The sequence below is a fragment of the Ruegeria sp. P8 genome (assembly GCF_056534665.1).
Genome location: NZ_JBQERC010000001.1, coordinates 94,968 through 113,807, shown reverse-complemented (window position 1 = coordinate 113,807; position 18,840 = coordinate 94,968). Strand labels below are relative to the sequence as shown.

The window sequence follows — 18,840 nt, the reverse complement described above, 5'->3', positions numbered from 1 at the left end:
ACTCTGGCAGGGGAAAGGGGGGAAAGCGGCAATTTCGCTTCTGTTTCCGATACCCCTTGAACCTTTCTGCGTGGTCCCTATAACGCACGACAATTTGGGCGCTTGGGCGGCGCCCGCGACTCGTGCAAAATCGAAGGGGCCAGGCCATGCCGAAGAGAACCGACATCAAGTCGATCATGATCATCGGGGCGGGTCCCATTGTTATCGGTCAGGCCTGCGAGTTCGACTATTCCGGCGCTCAGGCCTGCAAGGCCCTGCGCGAAGAAGGTTACCGGGTTATTCTGGTCAACTCGAACCCGGCGACAATCATGACTGACCCCGGACTTGCCGATGCCACCTATATCGAGCCGATCACGCCCGAGGTCGTCGCCAAGATCATCGAAAAGGAACGCCCTGACGCCCTGCTGCCCACAATGGGCGGGCAAACCGGTCTGAACACCTCGCTCGCGCTGGAAGAGATGGGGGTGTTGGACAAGTTCGGTGTCGAGATGATCGGTGCCAAACGCGACGCCATCGAGATGGCCGAGGATCGCAAATTGTTCCGCGAGGCGATGGATCGGCTGGGGCTGGAAAACCCCAAAGCCACCATCGTGACCGCCCCCAAGAAGGCCGACGGCTCTGCCGATCTGGAAGCAGGTGTGCAGATCGCTCTGGACGAGTTGGAGGAAATCGGCCTGCCCGCCATCATCCGCCCGGCCTTCACCTTGGGCGGCACAGGCGGCGGCGTGGCCTATAACCGCGAGGATTATATCCATTTCTGCCGCTCGGGCATGGATGCCTCGCCTGTCAACCAGATCCTCGTCGATGAAAGCCTGCTGGGCTGGAAAGAATACGAGATGGAAGTGGTGCGCGACACTGCCGACAACGCCATCATCGTCTGTTCCATCGAAAACGTCGATCCAATGGGCGTGCACACGGGTGACTCGATCACGGTGGCCCCTGCCCTGACGCTGACCGACAAGGAATACCAGATCATGCGCAACGGCTCGATCGCCGTGCTGCGCGAGATCGGGGTGGAAACCGGTGGCTCGAACGTGCAATGGGCGATCAACCCCGATGATGGCCGCATGGTTGTGATCGAAATGAACCCGCGCGTGTCGCGTTCATCGGCGCTGGCCTCGAAAGCGACGGGTTTCCCGATTGCCAAAATTGCCGCGAAACTGGCCGTTGGTTACACGCTGGACGAGTTGGACAACGACATCACCAAGGTCACGCCTGCGTCGTTCGAACCTACCATCGACTATGTCGTCACCAAGATCCCGAAATTCGCGTTTGAGAAGTTCCCCGGCTCTGAACCCTATCTGACCACTGCAATGAAGTCGGTGGGTGAGGCGATGTCCATCGGCCGCACCATCCACGAATCCATGCAGAAGGCGCTGGCCTCGATGGAATCCGGCCTGACCGGGTTTGATGAGATCGAAATTCCGGGGCTGAGCATCGGCCTGTGGGATGAGGTCGAAAGCAGCGACGACAAAGCGCATGTCATCAAAGCGATCAGCAAGCAGACCCCTGACCGCCTGCGCACCATCGCCCAAGCCATGCGTCATGGCCTGAGCGACGACGAAATCTTTGGCGTCACCAAGTTTGACCCCTGGTTCCTGGCCCGCATTCGCGAGATCATCGAAGCCGAACGCATCGTGCGCAAGGACGGTCTGCCAGTGACCGAAGAAGGCATCCGCAAGCTCAAGATGCTGGGCTTTACCGATGCGCGTCTGGGCAACCTGTCAGGCCGCAGCGAAGATAACGTGCGCCGCGCCCGCCACAATCTGGGCGTCACCGCGGTCTTCAAACGCATCGATACCTGCGCCGCCGAGTTCGAAGCGCAGACACCCTATATGTACTCGACTTACGAAGCCCCGATGATGGGAGATGTCGAATGCGAGGCACGCCCAAGCGACCGCAAGAAGGTCGTTATTCTTGGTGGTGGCCCGAACCGGATCGGTCAGGGGATCGAGTTCGATTATTGCTGCTGCCACGCCTGTTATGCGCTGACCGAGGCCGGGTACGAGACCATCATGGTCAATTGCAATCCCGAGACGGTTTCGACCGACTACGACACCTCGGACCGTTTGTATTTTGAACCGCTGACCTTTGAACACGTCATGGAAATCCTGACGAAGGAACAGGAAAACGGCACGCTGCACGGCGTGATCGTTCAGTTCGGTGGTCAAACACCGTTGAAGCTGGCCAACGCGCTTGAGGCCGAGGGTATTCCGATTCTGGGTACCACACCGGACGCAATTGACCTGGCCGAAGACCGTGAACGGTTCCAGGCGCTGGTCAATGAACTGGGCCTGAAACAGCCCAGAAACGGTATTGCCTCGACCGATGAAAAGGCGCTGGAGATTGCCGAAGAGATCGGTTTCCCGCTGGTCATTCGCCCCTCTTACGTTCTGGGCGGTCGTGCGATGGAAATCGTGCGCGATATGGATCAGCTGCGACGCTATATCAACGAGGCCGTTGTGGTCTCGGGCGACAGCCCCGTACTGCTGGACAGCTATCTGGCGGGCGCGGTCGAGCTGGACGTAGATGCGCTGTGTGACGGCACCGACGTTCACGTGGCGGGCATCATGCAGCACATCGAAGAAGCGGGCGTTCACTCGGGCGATTCCGCCTGTTCGCTGCCGCCCTATTCGCTGTCGAAAGAGATCATCGGGCAGATCAAGGAACAGGCGTTCAAGCTGGCCAAGGCGCTGAATGTTGTTGGCCTGATGAATGTGCAATTCGCGATCAAGGATGATGAGATCTATCTGATCGAAGTGAACCCGCGCGCCTCGCGCACCGTGCCGTTTGTTGCCAAGGCCACCGACAGTGCGATTGCGTCGATTGCGGCGCGCATCATGGCGGGCGAGAAGTTGGCCGATTTCCCGATGCGCCCGCCCTATCAGGAAGGCAAGGACACCAAGATCGCGGACCAGATGACGCTGGCCGATCCGGATATGCCGTGGTTCTCGGTGAAAGAGGCCGTCATGCCCTTCGCCCGTTTCCCCGGCGTCGACACCATCCTTGGCCCGGAAATGCGCTCGACAGGCGAGGTGATGGGCTGGGACCGTGACTTCCCACGCGCGTTCCTCAAGGCGCAGATGGGCGCGGGCATGGTGCTGCCGTCCTCTGGCCGTGCGTTCATTTCGATCAAGGATGCCGACAAGGGCAAAGCCATGCTGGAAGCGGCACAAGTTCTGGTTGATCAGGGTTTCACGCTTGTGGCCACACGCGGTACCCAAAGCTGGCTGGACGAACAGGGTGTTGCCTGTGACGTGGTGAACAAGGTGTACGAAGGCCGCCCGGATGTTGTGGACATGCTGAAAGACGGTCAGGTGCAGCTGGTGATGAACACCACCGAAGGTGCGCAGGCGGTTGAGGACAGCAAGGCCATCCGCTCGATCGCGCTGTATGACAAGATCCCGTATTTCACCACCGCTGCAGGGGCCAATGCCGCAGCACTGGCGATCAAGGCACAAGCTGAGGGCGACGTTGAGGTGAAATCGCTACAGGGGTAAAGACCCATGAACCAAACAGAAAAGCCCCAGAGGAAACTCTGGGGCTTTTCCTTATTTTCAATATTTTACGCAGGTATTTCCATCGTTTTCTTTCGTTCGTCACGGGCGAAGAACAGCAGGTAAAACACCGGTGCCGCGACCATTGTCAGCACGGTGGCAAATGCCAGACCGCCCATGATCGTCACTGCCATCGAGACAAAGAACGCATCCGTCAGCAGTGGCGCCATGCCCAGAATGGTCGTGACAGCCGCCAGCATGACGGGCCGCAAACGCGACACGGATGCTTCGATGATTGCCTCGCGCAGGGGCTTGCCGGTAGCGCGGACCAGATCGATTTCCTCAACCAGAACAATGCCGTTCTTGATCAGCATGCCCGACAGGCTGAGCAGGCCCAGAAGTGCCGTAAAGGTGAAGGGCAACCCTGTTCCCAGCAGGCCGATTACCACGCCGTTCACGGACATCGGCACCAGCAGCCAGATGATGATCGGCTGGCGGATTGCGTTGAACAACAGGACCGAAATCAACACCATGATCAGCAGGCTCAGCGGCAATTGTCTGCCCAGGCTTGCCTGCGCGTCGCGCGAATTTTCGAACTCACCGCCCCACTCCATCTTGTACCCGGGCGGCAATTCGATGGCCTCGATGGCGTCCCGAACTTCGGCGTGGACCTGCGCCGCAGTCAGGTCGGGCGGGATGTCCGCGCCGACGGTGATGGTCAGAACCCGATCACGACGGTGAACCAGCGTATTGAGCGTTTTGTACTCGAATCCATCCACCATTTGTTCAATTGGTACAAACTTTTCCGACTGGTCCGAGTACACGACCTGATCAACGATCGAGTAATCTCCGTCCGCGGGTCGGCGCAGGATGATCGGGATCAGGCGGTCGCGCTCGCGGAACACACCACCCGTAATGCCGTCGGTCGAGAATTGCAGGGTGGCGGCGATGTCTTCGCGTGTGACACCGGCTGTCTGCGCCCGTTCGGTGGCATAGATCGGTTGCAGAGCCAGTTCCTGTTCGCGCCAGTCGTGATGAACCAACAGCGCGTTCGGGGATGCGGCTGCCATGCGCTGCACCGCCTCATCAGCAAGCTGGCGCAGCACGACCGGATCGCTGCCCGAGAACCGAGCCTGAATCGGATCACCACCGCCGGGGCCAAAAACCAGGCGCTTAGTGCCGAACTCACCTTCGGGGAATTGGACGGACCCAAACGCCTCAAGATCCGCTTGCAGCGCCGGGATGTCGTCCAGGCTTGCTGTGCGGATGACCATATGCCCATAGCTGGGGTTCGGCTTTTCGGCTGAATAAGTCAGCATGAAACGAGTAGCCCCCTGGCCGACAAAGGTCGTGACCGAGACCACGTCGTCGCGGGCTGCCAACCACTCTTCGAACACCGCCATGTCTTCGGCGGTTCGTGCAATCGGTGTGCCCTGCGGCAGTTTGTAGTGCACAAAGAACAAAGGCGTGTTGGAGTTGGGGAAGAACTGCTGTTTCATCAGCCCAAACCCGGCATAACACACCACGGTAACGCCGACGAGACAAGCAACAACCAGCCAGCGGAAGCGCAGCGCAAAGCGCAGGATCGCACCATAGGTGCGGAACAGGAGGCCGCCGTATGCGTCGATCTCGCCTGCTTTGCCCTGTTTGAAGAAGTAATGCCCCAAAAGCGGCGTGACGGTGATCGCCAATACCCAGCTGAGCAACAGTGAAATGCCGATCACGGCGAACAGAGAGAACAGGAATTCTCCGGTTGCGTCAGGGCTGAGGCCAATGCCCGCAAAGGCCATGATGCCAATCACGGTCGCACCCAGCAGCGGGATCTGGGTTTTTGACGCCACATCCTCGGCCGCATCGCGCGAGGACTGGCCGCGCAGCATGGATATCTGCATTCCTTCGGCCACAACGATGGCGTTGTCCACCAGCATCCCCATGGCGATGATCAGGGCACCCAGTGAGATTCGTTCCATCTCGATTGAGAAGAGCGACATGAACAGAAGCGTGCCGACAACTGTCAGCAGCAGGGTCGAGCCGACAACAATGGCCGCGCGCCAGCCCATGAAGATGCCCAGGACGGCGACCACGATGGCCACCGACATGGCAAGGTTCACGAGAAAGTCGTTCGAGGCCTGTTCGACCACCACATGTTGCTGATAGATCGGCAGGATTTCGACACCGAAGGGAATGCTTGTGTTCAACTCCGCGAATTTGGCGTCAGCGCGTTTGCCAACCTCGACAATGTTTTCCGTGGCCAGACCCGCGATACCCAAGGTGAAGGCCTCGGTCCCGTTGTAGCGGATGATGATGTCGGGGTCGTTCTGACGGGCGCGATAGACATCGGACATGTCAAAGAGGTTGATCACCTGCCCTTGTGAACCAACAGACAGGCCCGCAATGGCCGACACGCTGTCTGACCCTTCGGCCGTCAGGATGGTGGTCCGGTCATTATCAGAGCGCAAGGACCCTGAGGAATTGACCGAATCCGCGTTGGCGATGGCCTGGTTGATTGCTTGCAGCGGGACATTCTGGTTCACCGAAATCGCCAGATCGGGTTCGACAAAGATCGCCTCGTCCGGCAGGCCCTGAACCTCGACATCTGCAACCCCGTCCACGGTGAGCAGTTCCCGCCGCAGGAACGTTGCCAGTTCGTGTTTTTCAGCGTCCGAGAACCCTTGGGCGGTCACCGCATAGAACAGGCCGAACACATCGCCAAACCCGTCATTCACAAACGGTTGGCCGACGCCCGATGGCAGGCCGCGCGCGGCGTCGCGCACCTTGGCCCTGAGCCGGGTCCAGATGGCAGGCAGTTCGGTGCCGTCGTATGTCGACTTGATCTCGACCTCGATCAGGGACCGTCCGGGTTGATTGACCGAGGTGATGACATCCACCTCGCCCATCTGCTGTATGGCGGATTCCAGCGGTTCCGATACTTCCAGCGCCACCTGCTCGGCGGTGGCACCGGGGTATTGCGTGATGATAACCGCGTTCTTGATTGTAAAGGCCGGGTCTTCCAGACGGCCAAGCGATGTGAATCCCCAGATGCCCCCAATGAGGGCAATGAGGATGACCAGCCATGTGTAAAGCGGCCGGTCGATTGAGGCGCGGGCGATATTCATCTGTCAGCCCCTCAGTTCGCGAAACCGGCAAACCGGCGCACCGTCTGACCATCCGTCAGCACAGCGCCCCCGGCCACGACGACCTCATCCCCGTCAGACAGGCCCGTCAGCACCCGGACTTCGCCGGTTTGCGTGGGCTCGATGGTCACTGGGACGCGGCGCACGGTGCCCTCATCCGCCCCGACCGGGGAAAACACCACGACGTTCAGCGCGCCGTTTGCGTCAGCGACTACGGCGGTCGCCGGGACGACGATGCCTGTGCGGTTGTCCTGCACCTGAACGTTGACGGTAACGGAAGAACCGGGAAAGATTTGCAGCCCCTTTGGCGGGGTCAGGCCAAACTGGATGCGGAAAGTTTGACCGACGCTGGAGGTTTCCGCGTCGAATTCACGGATTTCCAGCGGGAAGACTTCGTCACTGACCGGGAATTTCGCGGTGATGAAGAAGTCGTCATTCTGGCCGGAGCGTTGAAACAGGATCTCGGGCACATCGACCACGATGCGAAGTTCCGACATGTCGTGAATGCGGACGATGGGGGTGCCCGCCGAGACGGTCGTAAACGCCTCGACCGAGCGGCTTGAGACCAGCGCGTCAAACGGCGCGGTCAACGTGGCGTGTTCCAGTTCATATTCCGCGTCGCGCAGGGCGATTGCGGCCAGCTGCGCCTCGGTCTCGGCGTCGTCCACGGCCACCTGGCTGGCGGTTGTACCGCGCAGGCGCGACAGGCGGGCGACGGTGCGGTCGGCCTGTTCCTTTTGCAGCCGCGCCCGATCAAGGCGCAGCTCGAACGGTTCCTGATCCAGGCGGGCAATCAGACCATCCTTGGGAATCATGAAGCCTTCGTTGATGGGCATCTCGACAATCTGGCCGGCAACCTGAAAGGCAAGATCAACGGTCTGGCGCGCGGCGACGCGGCCAAAGAACTGCCGCGTGAAACCCGGCGCGGTTTCGCGCACCTGCATGAGTTTCACCGGTTTCGGGGTATCTTGAGCGGCAATCGGGGTTGCCAGAATGGCCAGTGCAAGGCCCAGAGAGGTCAGGAGTTTCATTTCTTCAATCCCTCGGGAATTCCCGTTTTCAATACGTTGTCGCGGATTTTGCGCGCCAGTCGCGCGAATTCGGCAGTTTCTTGTTCGTTTAGGCCCGAGGCCCTGTGAAACAGGTCCCCGGCGGCGGCGACCAGCATGTTGCGGGCCTCTTCGCCCTGCTCTGTCAGCACCAGCAACCAGGCCCGGCGGTCTTCGGGGTCACGCCGCCGCGTCAGGTAGCCCGTTTTTTCAAGGGCATCGGCTGTGGCGGTGATCGTTGACGGGACGCTTAACATATCAGCGGCCAGAACGCCCATGCGCTTGGGCTGATCCAGTTTGATCAGCATGTGGCATTCCGGGTGGTTCAGGTCTGTTTCGATACAGTCGAAGGTCTCTTCCAGTTTCCAGTACAGGGCATAGACGCCCATGATCGCCTGAATCTCGGGGCTGAGGCGGCCCAGTCTGGCGCTGATATCGTCTGGCATTGGGGGGTCTCCGCGCGGGTTACGGGGCGATATACTTCAATTTCTGAACTATTCAAGATATGAAACTGCGCCCCGGAACGAATTCCCTTAGGTCAACATATCTTGATCAAATCACGCCATGACTGCATTTTGGGCGAATCCGAAACATTCAGGACCCGCCATGTATACCCCCGCCATCACCGGTACCGGTGTCTTCACCCCGGAAAACGTCATCACCAACGCGGAGCTTGTTGAAGCGTTCAACGCCTATGCCGACAAGCAGAACGCGAAGAATGCCGAGGCCATCGCAGCCGGGCAGATGGAGGCGATGCAGCATTCCTCGGAAGAGTTCATCGTCAAGGCGTCGGGCATTCAGAACCGCTACGTGATGGACAAGGCCGGGGTGCTGAACCCGGACGTGATGCACCCGACGCTGCGCCAGCGCAACGATGACGAGCCCGGGATCATGACCGAGATGGCAGTGGATGCCTGCAAGAAGGCGCTGGCGCAGGCGGGGCGCACGGCGGCGGATGTCGATCTGGTGATCTGTGCGGCCTCGAACCACGAGCGCGCCTATCCGGCGATTGCAATCGAGATTCAGCAGGAACTGGGTATCGACGGGTTCGGCTTTGACATGAATGTCGCCTGTTCTTCGGCCACGTTCGGCATTCAGGCGGCGGCGGATATGGTGCGGTCCGGTTCGGTGCGCTCGGCGTTGGTGGTGAACCCTGAAATCTGCTCGGGCCATCTGGAATGGCGCGACCGGGATTGTCACTTTATCTTTGGCGATGTGGCAACGGCAACGCTGATCGAGCGGATCGAAGACGCAAAAGGCCCGCATTTCGAAATCCTGTCGACCCGCTGTGCCACCGCCTTTTCCAACAATATCCGCAACAATAACGGTTTCCTGCGCCGGTCGCGCCCCGATGGTGTGATTGACCGCCGCGACATGCAGTTCATGCAGAACGGCCGGAAGGTGTTCAAGGAAGTGTTGCCGATGGTCAGCAAGCATATCAGCGACCATATGGAGGCCGAAGGGGTCAGCAATACCGACCTCAAACGCCTGTGGCTGCATCAGGCCAACAAGACGATGAACGACTTCATCGGTAAGAAGGTTCTGGGCCGTGAACCCGAGGCGGGCGAGCAACCCAATATCCTTCAGGATTATGCGAACACCTCATCCGCAGGGTCGATCATTGCGTTTTCGAAATACTCTGACGATCTGCAAGAGGGCGATCTGGGCCTGATCTGTTCTTTTGGGGCCGGGTATTCGGTTGGATCGGTGATCGTGAAGCGTCACGCCTGATCGGCATTCCGCAAAGCGCTTACGGACTAGAGATCGGCCGCGAGCTGAAAAACCTGAAACGCGGCCCCTTCCCCACCATCAATCCGGCTGAGATAGGCGGGGGTTTCACCCTTGGCTAGCTGGGATTGCAGACCGCGCCCCTGAGATGCCCAATCCCAGAATTCGGCACGGGGTGCGGCGGTGCAGAGCAGCACATAGCTTACACCCAGCGCAGCAAGACGCGGACCGGCCTGAGGCGCGTCCATACGCAAAACCGCGATCTGCGCCTGAATTCCGGCCCGGTTGCGGTGATAATTCCCCGCCAGAACCGAATGATCGGTATAGCGCAGCACCTCTGCCGCATAATCGAAATCGACCAGAACCATTCCGGCTGGCAGGTTTTTCAGGGCCGCGTAGGCCTCGGGCGCTTTGCAGGGGGCGCCGATGTTTTGCGAATCCTGCACAACCTCGGCGACGGGTGCCGCAAGGGAGGGGCGCGCAAACCGTTCCAACTGTTTTTCCACGCTGCTACCAATCTTTGGCGAGACGCAGACGATAAAGCCTATCATAGCCAAGCCGGAGAGCGTGCGGCCATGGGTTCTGTAACTGACGTAAAGGGTCCGCAGCACCTGAGCCTGAACAGCCACAAGAGACACGCCCAGAAACGTCATCATCCGGGACTGGTACAGAAACATGGAAAACCCGGTCACAATCAGCGCCAGAAACAGAAGGTAATCCAGTTTGTCTTGCGACTGGCGGGCAAAGAACAAGGCTGCAACCGCCGTGATGACGGACATGGCGATCAGGGCCGCAGCCTCGCCCCGATGTCGTTCCAGCACGACGGTTATATTCTGTGCTTCGGCAACCTGGCTGAGCCAGAAGTCGCGCATGTCCTGAGGCAGGTCCGCAATCGGGTTTTCAAGGCAATGCGGTGCAAATGCGTAAGCGCAGCCAAGTGTTACAGCGCCTGTCGCAAGACACGCGCCGATGCGCCCCCAATAGGACCAGCCCGACCCGACCCAGGCTGCTGCACACAGGCACAGGGCCGCGATCCCGGCCGGCAGGGCCACACTGATCGTCAGGGCATCGCAGCTTGGGAACAGAAAACCCTGACGCCCCGTTGTTGCAACGCTGGCCAACAACAGGGTCAGCGCCAGCCCGGTTCCAAACACTATGGTGCGGCGGCGGGCGGCTGTGCCGGTCACGATCCAGTCAATCGTGAAGAACACCGCGATAATCGCGACCTGCACGATCGATTCGGTTCCGATGGACACCGAAAGGGCCAGACAGACACCCAGCCATCCCGCAGCAGAGGGTTTGGCCTTGCGCAGGACAAAGAACATGAGGGCCGCTGCAAACAGCAGAATCTGAACATTGTGGTGGTCAAACGAGAAATAGTCGAACTTCCGATAATGTTCGAGCGTCAGCGCACCGACCACCAGTGCCGAAATCGCGCCATTTCGCCCGCCCAACGCTGCGCCGGTGACAGCAAAGGCCCACAGGGTCAGCCCCGCCAGAAGCACCGGCCACACAAACGCGGTCACTTGCAAGGCGGTGTCGGGCGGCACGACCATCGCGGACAGCGCGTAGATCCCGGCAATCGGTGCATCGACAAGCCGGGACCAGTGCATCAGCGTGCCGTCACCGGGGCCCAGCCGATGCTGATAGGCGTCAAACCAGCCCTGTCCCGCCAGCAGGTCCTGTACCATGACCCAGCGCATCGCGTCATCAGGGCCTTCCTGATAAGCGCCAAACAGCACCGTGGCCAGAAAGAGCGCATAGACAAACAGGAACGACCGCCAAACCATACGGTCTGCGAGAATGCTGTAATTTCCCTGCATTTTCTGCATGGTTTACTGCCCTTGACGATCTTGCCTGCGCCACAGCTTATCTGAAAGACGTGACTGAATTGAGGCGCAGAGTCCGGTTGATGATCATGCCACAAAGCGCACGACATCTGCGGCGATCCGGGCAGGCGGTTTTTGGCCGATAGCTGGCCGCCACCAAGCCTAGCTGACGCTTTCTTCTTCCAGGTGCAGTTTCATTTCTATCAGGACCTGCTGAAGCAAACTGGTTTCTTTCAGCAGCCTTTTGGCTTCGTTCACCGTGATGATGCCATCTTCGATAGCGGACTGATATTCAGTCATCAACATTGCAAACCGCTGGCTGAGCGCGATGACATCCGAATTCACCCCGCCTGTGCGAGGATCCTCGGTGTTGCGTTCGCTGTAGGACAAGGTGATGTTTTTCAGATCCGCCAGCGCGGATGTCACATGCGGATAAGTTGCTGCGTTTTCAAGCCGGGCCACCGCATCCACGGGCATGAACCTGTCCGCGTGTTCGGCATTGTCCGAATAATACCGGCCCAGGGTCGCCTTGGATTTTCCGGTGATTTCACAAGCAGCTTCTATTCCGACATCTTTGACCAGCGCTTCTGTGTGTTTCTTCAGATAGGCCCCGATATCTGCCATTGATTTACCTTTATTACCTGCAAACGCCCGCCCGGTGTCCAAACCGGGGAAAGCGTCGGGAAATTTCCCATACCTGAGTCATAATTGAAATGTCATACATTGACTATCCCTCAGATAAGCGGGGGATTTTGTGAGTGAGTGGCGGCAGTTCAAGCCGGTAAAGAGTGATTGCGGGGCGGTATTGTTGGGCCTTGCTTTGTTTTGGCCACATGTTGGCCGACGGCGTCGCTGTTGCAGACGCGGGGGTTCCATCCCCTACGAGCCCAGCTCGGCCTCTGCACACGCAATGGCGACGTCGCTTCTTACATCCCTTTGCTCTCTTGTTCCTTTTGGCCGGGCGTTTTAGACCCACGCCATGGCAAAGCTGTATTTCAACTATTCCACCATGAACGCGGGCAAGTCGACCGTGTTGCTACAGGCGTCGCACAACTATCGCGAGCGCGGGATGCAGACCTATCTGATGACCGCCGCCCTTGACGGGCGGGCGGGTGCGGGGCGGATTGCATCGCGCATCGGCATATCGGAGCAGGCTGACACGTTCACACCCGAAGATGATGTCTTCGCCATGATCCGGTCCCGGCTGGACAAAGGTTCCGTGGCCTGCGTTTTCATTGATGAGGCGCAGTTCCTGTCCGAGGCGCAGGTCTGGCAACTGGCCCGTGCGGTGGACGATCTGGATGTGCCGGTGCTGGCCTATGGGCTGCGCGTGGATTTTCAGGGCAAGCTGTTCCCCGGTTCTGCCGCCCTGCTGGCCCTTGCCGACGAAATGCGCGAGGTGCGCACGATCTGTGAATGCGGCCGCAAGGCCACGATGGTGATTCGTCGCGACGAGACCGGCAAGGCCATCACTGAAGGGGCGCAGGTACAGATCGGCGGGAACGAGACGTATGTCTCGCTCTGCCGCAAACACTGGCGCGAGGCGGTGGGCGACTAGACCGGGTTGGGCAGCGCCCTGCCCGCGACAAAGGCCGCCACGTTATCCAGCGCCATGTGCCCCATGCTGCTGCGCACCTCTTCGGTGGCGGTGCCCAGATGGGGCAGCAGGGTGACGTTTTCCATATCGCACAGGGATTGCGGCACTTTGGGTTCGAACTCGTAGACGTCCAGCCCCGCCCCCGCGATCTGACCGGTTTGCAGCGCCGTGATCAGCGCGGCCTCGTCCACCACCTCGCCACGGGCGATGTTGACCAGAATAGCCGAGGGGTTCATCGCCTCAAGAACCTGCGCATTGATCAGGTGGCGGGTTTCCGCACCACCGGGAACCGCAAGCACAAGGAAATCGACCGAAGCGGCGAGTGTTTCAAGGTCAGGTGTGAATTCTGCCGGGAAATCCAGATCTTTTGGATTGCGGGATTGATAGGCCACCTGCATGGCAAACCCGAAATGACAGCGGCGCGCGATGGCCTGCCCGATGCGGCCCATGCCGACGATGCCCACGCGCTTGCCGGTCACGTGATGGCCCAGCATCTGCGTCGGGTGCCAGCCCTGCCACTGACCCGACCGCACCAGCCGCTCACCCTCACCGGCGCGCCGGGCTGTGGTCAGCAGCAGGGTCATGGCGATATCAGCCGTGGCATCGGTGACGGCGCCGGGGGTATTGGTTACGTCAATCCCGGCCGCGCGTGCCGCATCCACGTCGATATGGTTGAAGCCAACACCGAAATTGGCCAGCAGCTTGCAGCGCGGTGGACCGGCTTCTGCAAAAATCTGCGACGAAAACTGATCACCCAGCGTCGGGACGACCACGTCGTAATCGGCCAGAGCGGCCAGCATCTCCTGCCGTGACATGGGCAGGGTGTTTTCCCGGATGGTCACATCGAAATCGGCGCGGGCGCGCGATTCGACTGCCGGGGTCATCGGGCGCGTGATCAGCAGTTTCATCAGTGCATCCGCCCGCCTGTAGGAACCTTGCCGTCGGGGCCGATCAGAACGATCTCGCCGCTGTCATCGGGAAGACCCAGCACCAGAACTTCGGACATGAACTTGCCGATCTGGCGCGGAGGGAAGTTGACGACAGCCATGACCTGTTTGCCAACCAGAGTGGCCGGATCGTAATGCGCGGTGATCTGGGCCGAGGTCTTGCGCTCGCCGATCTCGTCACCAAAGTCGATCCACATCTTGATCGCGGGTTTGCGGGCCTCGGGATAGGGCTCGGCGCGGATCACCTCGCCCACGCGAATATCGACCTTGAGAAAGTCGTCGAACGAAATTTCACTCACGCGAGAGCTCCTTGGATCGGTCGGTTGCGGCCTTGACGGCACGGTGCAGCAGGTCAGGAAAGCCGGTTTCCTGATGCATCAGCACCTCAAGCGCGGCCTGTGTGGTACCGTTCGGAGAGGTCACGTTGATGCGCAGCTGCGCGGGGTCTTCGTCGGACGCCATGGCCAGTGCCCCGGCACCGGCCACAGTGGACTTGGCCAGTTTCATCGCAAGCTCGGCAGGCAGGCCATGCGCCGCGCCCGCAGCGGCCAGGGTTTCGATCAGATGGAACACATAGGCCGGGCCGGACCCGCTGAGCCCGGTGACGGCGTCCATCTGTGCCTCATCCTCTAGGCGAACGGTCTGGCCCACTGCCGCCAGCAGGTTTTCGGCCTGTTCCATATCGGTCTCGGAGGCGTGTGCGTTGCCGATCAGTGCCGTGATGCCCTGACGGATAGCGGCGGGTGTGTTGGGCATTGCGCGAATGATCGGGGTGTCTTGGCCCAGAACGGATTCGAAGGTGGCAATCGAGGTACCAGCCGCAACGGAAATGAACAGGCTGGACCCACCGCCCAGCGCCTGAAGGGCAGGCAGGGCTTCGCCCATCATCTGCGGTTTGACCGCAACCAGCACCACGGCGGGGGATTCGGGCAACGGTGCGTTGATATTGACGCCCTGCGCCTTCAGCCAATCTGACGGGTAGGGATCGATGACCCAAACGGAAGCTGGCGGAAGACCGTGTTCCAGCCATCCCGCCAGCATTGCGGACCCCATCTTTCCGCACCCCAGAAGCACAAGCCCCTGTTCGGCCACTCGCGTCATGTCCATTTGCCCCTCCCGCTTTACATATCGGTTCGGGGCAAAGGTTTACGCGCGGCCGTAGGCCTCTGCAATGGCCACTTGCATGGCTTCTTCTGGCCCTCTGTTGCCCCAGGTCACCAATTGGATCGCGGGGTAGTACCGCTCGGCGCTCATGACGGCGGCGTTGATCATCGTGTCGATCTGGTCAGCGCTGGCTGTTTGCCCGCCTGCAAGGACCAGACCATAGCGATAGACCATCAGCTTCTGGTTTGCCCAATAGGTAAACGCGCCTGCCCAGCACTGGTCGTTCATCTTGTTGAGCAGCTCATAGAGCTGCATTTCACGCTCGGCCGGTGGTTCCATTTCGAAGCTGCACACCATGCGCAGCGTTTCGTCATAGTTGGACCAGGCCAGCGTGATCGAGTAGGTGCGCCACTGCCCTTCAACGGCCATGGCAATCTGATCGTCCCCAATGCGATCAAAATCCCAGTCGTGATGTTCGGCCAGATGCTCAACAATGTCGATCGGATGAATGTCTTCTTCGAGATACTGCTCGGAAAGGGCCATAATGCCACCTCACTAATCTCTAGCATTTCGGGGCTGGCAGCGCCCCAGCGCTAGTTGCCTGCTCTACAAACCGGGCTTCCCCCATAGGCCTGTACTAAATATGGTGCGATGTGGCGTAAGTTCTGGCAACCCTAATTATTGGGGATAACAGCAATAAGTTGTGGACAGAAGGCAACGGCGATCAAAATATTGGCGCCAGAGTCAGCTTTGTCTTGAATAAATTCTGCGACACGTCAAAATACACAGCACCGCACAATCCGGGCTGGATTGCGCGGCGGAATGCTTTGTCCGAAAATTGTGGGAACAGGGAACGCCGGGGCGTTATTTGTCCAGTTTCGCCTCGAGCGCGGCGATGCGGGCTTCGAGTGCCGCGTTTTCTTCGCGCGCCTTCTGAGCCATGGCGCGCACGGCGTCGAATTCTTCGCGGGTGACGAAATCGCGGTCGGCCAGCCAGCGGTCGATCATCGACTTCATCGCGTTTTCAGCCTCTTCCCGCGCGCCCTGTGCCACGCCCATGGCGTTGGTCATCAGCTGGGACACGTCATCCAGGATTTTGTTGCGGGTCTGCATATCTGTTCTCCGATCTCGCGGTTTACCTGTATATGGGCAAAGAATGGCGCGGGCTCAAGGTTGACTTGACCTGCAAACCCCGGGCAATGAGACGCACATGCAGGCTGTTCTGAATTTCCCCGATCTGTCGCCCGAACTGTTCTCGATCCCGCTGTTCGGGATGGAGTTCGCGTTAAGGTGGTATGCGCTGGCCTATATCGCGGGCATCCTGATCGCGTGGCGGCTGGCTGTTGTGGCGTTGCGCCGCCCGGCGCTCTGGCCTGCGGATGGCCCGCCGATGAAGCCCGAACAGCTAGAGGATCTGGTTACCTGGATCATTCTGGGCGTGATTCTGGGCGGGCGGCTGGGCTTTGTGCTGTTTTATCAGCCGAGTTATTACCTGTCGCACCCGCTGGAGATCGTGAAGGTCTGGCAAGGCGGCATGGCGTTTCATGGCGGCCTGCTGGGCGTGATCCTTGCGTCGTACCTGTTTGCACGACGGCACCGTATCCCTGCCCTGTCGCTGGGGGATCTGGTTGCCTACACCGTTCCGCCCGGATTGCTGCTGGGGCGGCTGGCCAATTTCGTCAACGCCGAGCTGTGGGGCCGCCCGAGCGAGCTGCCCTGGGCTGTCATTTTTCCAGGATTTGCTGCGCAGGATTGCCCCGACGTGGTCGCAGGCATGTGCGCCCGGCACCCGTCGCAGCTGTATGAGGCCGCGCTGGAGGGTGTTTTGCTGGGGGCGGTATTGCTGTGGCTGGTCTATCGGCGCGGCGGTTTTCGCACACCGGGCCTTGTCATGGGGACGTTCCTGGCGGGCTACGGCGCGTCGCGCTTTATCGTCGAGTTCTTTCGCCAGCCGGATGCGCAGTTCGTATCGCCCGGCAATCCACTGGGGCTGGCCTGGCATGTGGGCGGGTACGGGCTGACCATGGGGCAGTTCCTGTCGCTGCCGATGATCGCGCTTGGTCTGTGGTTTGCCCTGCGGGCGCGGCGGCGGGCGGCATGAGCCTGACCGATCACCTGATCGCCCGCATCCGGCAGGATGGACCGCTGAGCGTGGCGGATTTTATGGGCGAATGCCTGCTGCATCCGACGCTGGGCTATTACACGACCCGTGATCCGCTGGGAGCAGCGGGGGATTTCACCACAGCGCCGGAAATCAGCCAGATGTTCGGGGAGCTGGTCGGGCTGTCTCTGGCGCAAAGCTGGATGGATCAGGGACGGCCTGCACCGTTTACCCTGTGCGAGCTGGGGCCGGGGCGCGGTACATTGATGGCCGATATTCTGCGCGCCACACGGGCTGTACCCGGATTTCACGAGGCAGCGCAGGTTGTACTGGTTGAAGCATCGCCTGTATTGAAACAGGTGCAGGCGGCAACGCTGAAGGATTACGAGGCGGTCTGGATCGACACGATCGCCTACCTGCCCGACCAGCCGCTGTTGCTGGTTGCTAACGAGTTCTTTGATGCCCTGCCCATCCGCCAGTTCCAGCGTGACGGTACGGGTTGGCGCGAGCGTCTGGTGGGCGAACGCGACGGCGCGTTGATGTTCGGGCTCGGTCCGAACGGGCCGCAGGTGGCGTTGAATGATAGGCTGTCGGACACCAAGGACGGTGATCTGGTCGAACTGTGTGCTGCTGCAATTCCCATTCTGACCGTAATCGCGGGGCGGGTCGCCAGCCATGGCGGCGCGGCATTGATTGTGGATTATGGCGACTGGCATTCGCTGGGCGATACCTTGCAGGCTCTGCAAAACCACGAACATTCCGATCCTCTGGCATCGCCCGGTCAGGCCGATTTGACCGCGCATGTGGATTTTGAGCCTTTGGCCGTTGCGACCCGCGCCTGTGGGTGCAGGCATACGCGCTTGACACCGCAGGGCGTCTTCCTTGAACGGCTGGGGATCACCGCCCGCGCGCAAGCCCTGTCCAAGGCACTGAGCGGTTCCGAGCTGGATGCGCTGATTGCCGCGCATCGGCGGTTGACGCATCCTGATGAAATGGGAAATCTGTTCAAGGTGATGGGCCTTTTCCCGGCCTATGCAGCCCCACCACCAGGATTGGAACCATGACGCTGGAAATTCTGACCTCGGATCTGCTGTCGCCATTTCGCCATGGGTTCTTTACCCGTCGCGGCGGCGCGTCTTCAGGAATTTTCAGCGGGTTGAACTGCGGTCAGGGGTCCTCGGATCAAACCGAGATTGTCGCGCTGAACCGGCGGCGGGTGGCCGACGCGATGGAGGTGGACCCCGAGGCAATGGTCGCGGTGCATCAGGTTCATTCCCCAACGGTTCTGACAGTCCAAGCCCCGGTTGACGGTGAAAAACCCAAAGCGGACGCCATTGTCACAGCAACACCCGGTCTGGCCCTGACGATCCTGACGGCCGATTGCCAGCCGGTTCTGTTCGCCGATCCCGACGCGCATGTGATCGGTGCGGCCCATGCCGGGTGGCGCGGCGCGCTGGACGGTGTTCTGGAAGCGACGCTGGACGCGATGGAGGCGCTGGGAGCCGACCGCAGCAATATCTGCGCCGTGATCGGACCCAGTATTTCCCAGCGCGCGTACGAGGTGGGGCCAGAGTTTCTGGACGCGTTCCTTGCGGATTCGCCGGACAACAGCCGCTTTTTTGCCAATGGTGAAAGTGACCGCCTGCAATTTGATCTGCCCGCCTTCGGGCTGCACCGGCTGCGGCAGGCGGGAATCGGACAGGCCGAGTGGACCCGGCACTGCACATATTCCGACCCCGACAGGTTCTATTCCTATCGCCGGTCAACACACGCGAACGAGGTCGATTACGGGCGGCTGATTTCTGTCATAAGATTGTGATCTTCGTCCAGATTTAGGTGCCCCGCCACTTTTCC

At 60.2% G+C, this 18,840-nt stretch carries 16 protein-coding genes; 6 read left to right on the top strand and 10 right to left on the bottom strand.

What is annotated here, in order from left to right:
• Positions 1–146 precede the first annotated feature (146 nt).
• Positions 147–3,500 carry a carbamoyl-phosphate synthase large subunit gene (gene carB, locus ACR0BZ_RS00555; RefSeq protein ID WP_480919167.1) on the top strand — a complete coding sequence of 1,118 codons (3,354 nt, stop codon included), beginning with the start codon at positions 147–149 and terminating at the stop codon, positions 3,498–3,500.
• A gap of 65 nt (positions 3,501–3,565) precedes the next feature.
• On the opposite strand, the gene ACR0BZ_RS00550 is transcribed toward carB, so the two are convergent.
• From ACR0BZ_RS00550 to ACR0BZ_RS00540, 3 genes are read right to left on the bottom strand one after another with little or no spacing between them, the layout of a single operon-like run.
• Positions 3,566–6,613 carry an efflux RND transporter permease subunit gene (locus tag ACR0BZ_RS00550; RefSeq protein ID WP_480919166.1) on the bottom strand — a complete coding sequence of 1,016 codons (3,048 nt, stop codon included), beginning with the start codon at positions 6,611–6,613 and terminating at the stop codon, positions 3,566–3,568.
• A gap of 11 nt (positions 6,614–6,624) precedes the next feature.
• Positions 6,625–7,662: an efflux RND transporter periplasmic adaptor subunit gene (locus ACR0BZ_RS00545; protein ID WP_480493636.1), complete on the bottom strand. Its 1,038-nt coding sequence runs from the start codon at positions 7,660–7,662 to the stop codon at positions 6,625–6,627.
• Positions 7,659–8,126 (bottom strand): MarR family winged helix-turn-helix transcriptional regulator, encoded by a 468-nt coding sequence (locus tag ACR0BZ_RS00540; RefSeq protein ID WP_480493635.1) that lies wholly within the window; start codon positions 8,124–8,126, stop codon positions 7,659–7,661. Before ACR0BZ_RS00540 ends, ACR0BZ_RS00545 begins: the two co-directional genes overlap by 4 nt.
• Before the next feature lie 160 nt (positions 8,127–8,286).
• Between ACR0BZ_RS00540 and ACR0BZ_RS00535 the strand changes: the two genes are divergently transcribed.
• Positions 8,287–9,411: a beta-ketoacyl-ACP synthase III gene (locus ACR0BZ_RS00535; RefSeq protein ID WP_480919165.1), complete on the top strand. Its 1,125-nt coding sequence runs from the start codon at positions 8,287–8,289 to the stop codon at positions 9,409–9,411.
• Between the two features lie 26 nt (positions 9,412–9,437).
• Here ACR0BZ_RS00535 and ACR0BZ_RS00530 read toward each other — a convergent pair whose 3' ends face one another.
• Positions 9,438–11,240, bottom strand: coding sequence for a hypothetical protein (locus ACR0BZ_RS00530; protein ID WP_480565357.1), 1,803 nt, complete (start codon positions 11,238–11,240; stop codon positions 9,438–9,440).
• 159 nt (positions 11,241–11,399) lie between these two features.
• The gene (locus ACR0BZ_RS00525) at positions 11,400–11,861 is read right to left on the bottom strand and encodes a hypothetical protein (RefSeq protein WP_480475505.1); all 462 of its coding nucleotides are present in this window, start codon (positions 11,859–11,861) and stop codon (positions 11,400–11,402) included.
• Between the two features lie 355 nt (positions 11,862–12,216).
• Between ACR0BZ_RS00525 and ACR0BZ_RS00520 the strand changes: the two genes are divergently transcribed.
• Positions 12,217–12,795: a thymidine kinase gene (locus ACR0BZ_RS00520; RefSeq protein ID WP_480475503.1), complete on the top strand. Its 579-nt coding sequence runs from the start codon at positions 12,217–12,219 to the stop codon at positions 12,793–12,795.
• Here ACR0BZ_RS00520 and ACR0BZ_RS00515 read toward each other — a convergent pair.
• The 5 genes from ACR0BZ_RS00515 to ACR0BZ_RS00495 form a co-directional block, all read right to left on the bottom strand.
• Complete coding sequence (locus tag ACR0BZ_RS00515; protein ID WP_480831309.1) at positions 12,792–13,742, bottom strand: 2-hydroxyacid dehydrogenase; 951 nt, start codon at positions 13,740–13,742, stop codon at positions 12,792–12,794. The genes ACR0BZ_RS00520 and ACR0BZ_RS00515 overlap by 4 nt on opposite strands.
• Positions 13,742–14,080, bottom strand: a complete 339-nt coding sequence (locus ACR0BZ_RS00510; protein ID WP_267362951.1) for a tRNA-binding protein — start codon at positions 14,078–14,080, stop codon at positions 13,742–13,744. The genes ACR0BZ_RS00515 and ACR0BZ_RS00510 overlap by 1 nt, the downstream gene beginning before the upstream one ends.
• Positions 14,073–14,888, bottom strand: a complete 816-nt coding sequence (gene proC, locus ACR0BZ_RS00505; protein WP_480919164.1) for a pyrroline-5-carboxylate reductase — start codon at positions 14,886–14,888, stop codon at positions 14,073–14,075. The genes ACR0BZ_RS00510 and proC overlap by 8 nt, the downstream gene beginning before the upstream one ends.
• Positions 14,889–14,927: 39 nt before the next feature.
• Complete coding sequence (locus ACR0BZ_RS00500; protein ID WP_209598027.1) at positions 14,928–15,428, bottom strand: type III secretion system chaperone family protein; 501 nt, start codon at positions 15,426–15,428, stop codon at positions 14,928–14,930.
• 321 nt (positions 15,429–15,749) lie between these two features.
• The gene (locus ACR0BZ_RS00495; protein WP_050604795.1) at positions 15,750–15,998 is read right to left on the bottom strand and encodes an accessory factor UbiK family protein; all 249 of its coding nucleotides are present in this window, start codon (positions 15,996–15,998) and stop codon (positions 15,750–15,752) included.
• A 97-nt stretch (positions 15,999–16,095) separates the two neighbouring features.
• Between ACR0BZ_RS00495 and lgt the strand changes: the two genes are divergently transcribed.
• From lgt to pgeF, 3 genes are read left to right on the top strand one after another with little or no spacing between them, the layout of a single operon-like run.
• Positions 16,096–16,986: a prolipoprotein diacylglyceryl transferase gene (gene lgt / locus ACR0BZ_RS00490; protein WP_480919163.1), complete on the top strand. Its 891-nt coding sequence runs from the start codon at positions 16,096–16,098 to the stop codon at positions 16,984–16,986.
• Positions 16,983–18,050, top strand: a complete 1,068-nt coding sequence (locus ACR0BZ_RS00485; RefSeq protein ID WP_480919162.1) for a class I SAM-dependent methyltransferase — start codon at positions 16,983–16,985, stop codon at positions 18,048–18,050. Before lgt ends, ACR0BZ_RS00485 begins: the two co-directional genes overlap by 4 nt.
• On the top strand, positions 18,047–18,805 hold the full coding sequence (gene pgeF, locus ACR0BZ_RS00480) for a peptidoglycan editing factor PgeF (protein ID WP_267362960.1): 759 nt from the start codon (positions 18,047–18,049) through the stop codon (positions 18,803–18,805). The genes ACR0BZ_RS00485 and pgeF overlap by 4 nt, the downstream gene beginning before the upstream one ends.
• Positions 18,806–18,840: the final 35 nt, after the last annotated feature.

Coding starts and splice junctions, on each gene's coding strand:
- carB (WP_480919167.1), top strand. CDS start 147: ATGCCGAAGAGAACCGACATCAAGTCGATCATGATCATCGGGGCGGGT.
- ACR0BZ_RS00550 (WP_480919166.1), bottom strand. CDS start 6,613: ATGAATATCGCCCGCGCCTCAATCGACCGGCCGCTTTACACATGGCTG.
- ACR0BZ_RS00545 (WP_480493636.1), bottom strand. CDS start 7,662: ATGAAACTCCTGACCTCTCTGGGCCTTGCACTGGCCATTCTGGCAACC.
- ACR0BZ_RS00540 (WP_480493635.1), bottom strand. CDS start 8,126: ATGCCAGACGATATCAGCGCCAGACTGGGCCGCCTCAGCCCCGAGATT.
- ACR0BZ_RS00535 (WP_480919165.1), top strand. CDS start 8,287: ATGTATACCCCCGCCATCACCGGTACCGGTGTCTTCACCCCGGAAAAC.
- ACR0BZ_RS00530 (WP_480565357.1), bottom strand. CDS start 11,240: ATGCAGAAAATGCAGGGAAATTACAGCATTCTCGCAGACCGTATGGTT.
- ACR0BZ_RS00525 (WP_480475505.1), bottom strand. CDS start 11,861: ATGGCAGATATCGGGGCCTATCTGAAGAAACACACAGAAGCGCTGGTC.
- ACR0BZ_RS00520 (WP_480475503.1), top strand. CDS start 12,217: ATGGCAAAGCTGTATTTCAACTATTCCACCATGAACGCGGGCAAGTCG.
- ACR0BZ_RS00515 (WP_480831309.1), bottom strand. CDS start 13,742: ATGAAACTGCTGATCACGCGCCCGATGACCCCGGCAGTCGAATCGCGC.
- proC (WP_480919164.1), bottom strand. CDS start 14,888: ATGGACATGACGCGAGTGGCCGAACAGGGGCTTGTGCTTCTGGGGTGC.
- ACR0BZ_RS00500 (WP_209598027.1), bottom strand. CDS start 15,428: ATGGCCCTTTCCGAGCAGTATCTCGAAGAAGACATTCATCCGATCGAC.
- ACR0BZ_RS00495 (WP_050604795.1), bottom strand. CDS start 15,998: ATGCAGACCCGCAACAAAATCCTGGATGACGTGTCCCAGCTGATGACC.
- lgt (WP_480919163.1), top strand. CDS start 16,096: ATGCAGGCTGTTCTGAATTTCCCCGATCTGTCGCCCGAACTGTTCTCG.
- ACR0BZ_RS00485 (WP_480919162.1), top strand. CDS start 16,983: ATGAGCCTGACCGATCACCTGATCGCCCGCATCCGGCAGGATGGACCG.
- pgeF (WP_267362960.1), top strand. CDS start 18,047: ATGACGCTGGAAATTCTGACCTCGGATCTGCTGTCGCCATTTCGCCAT.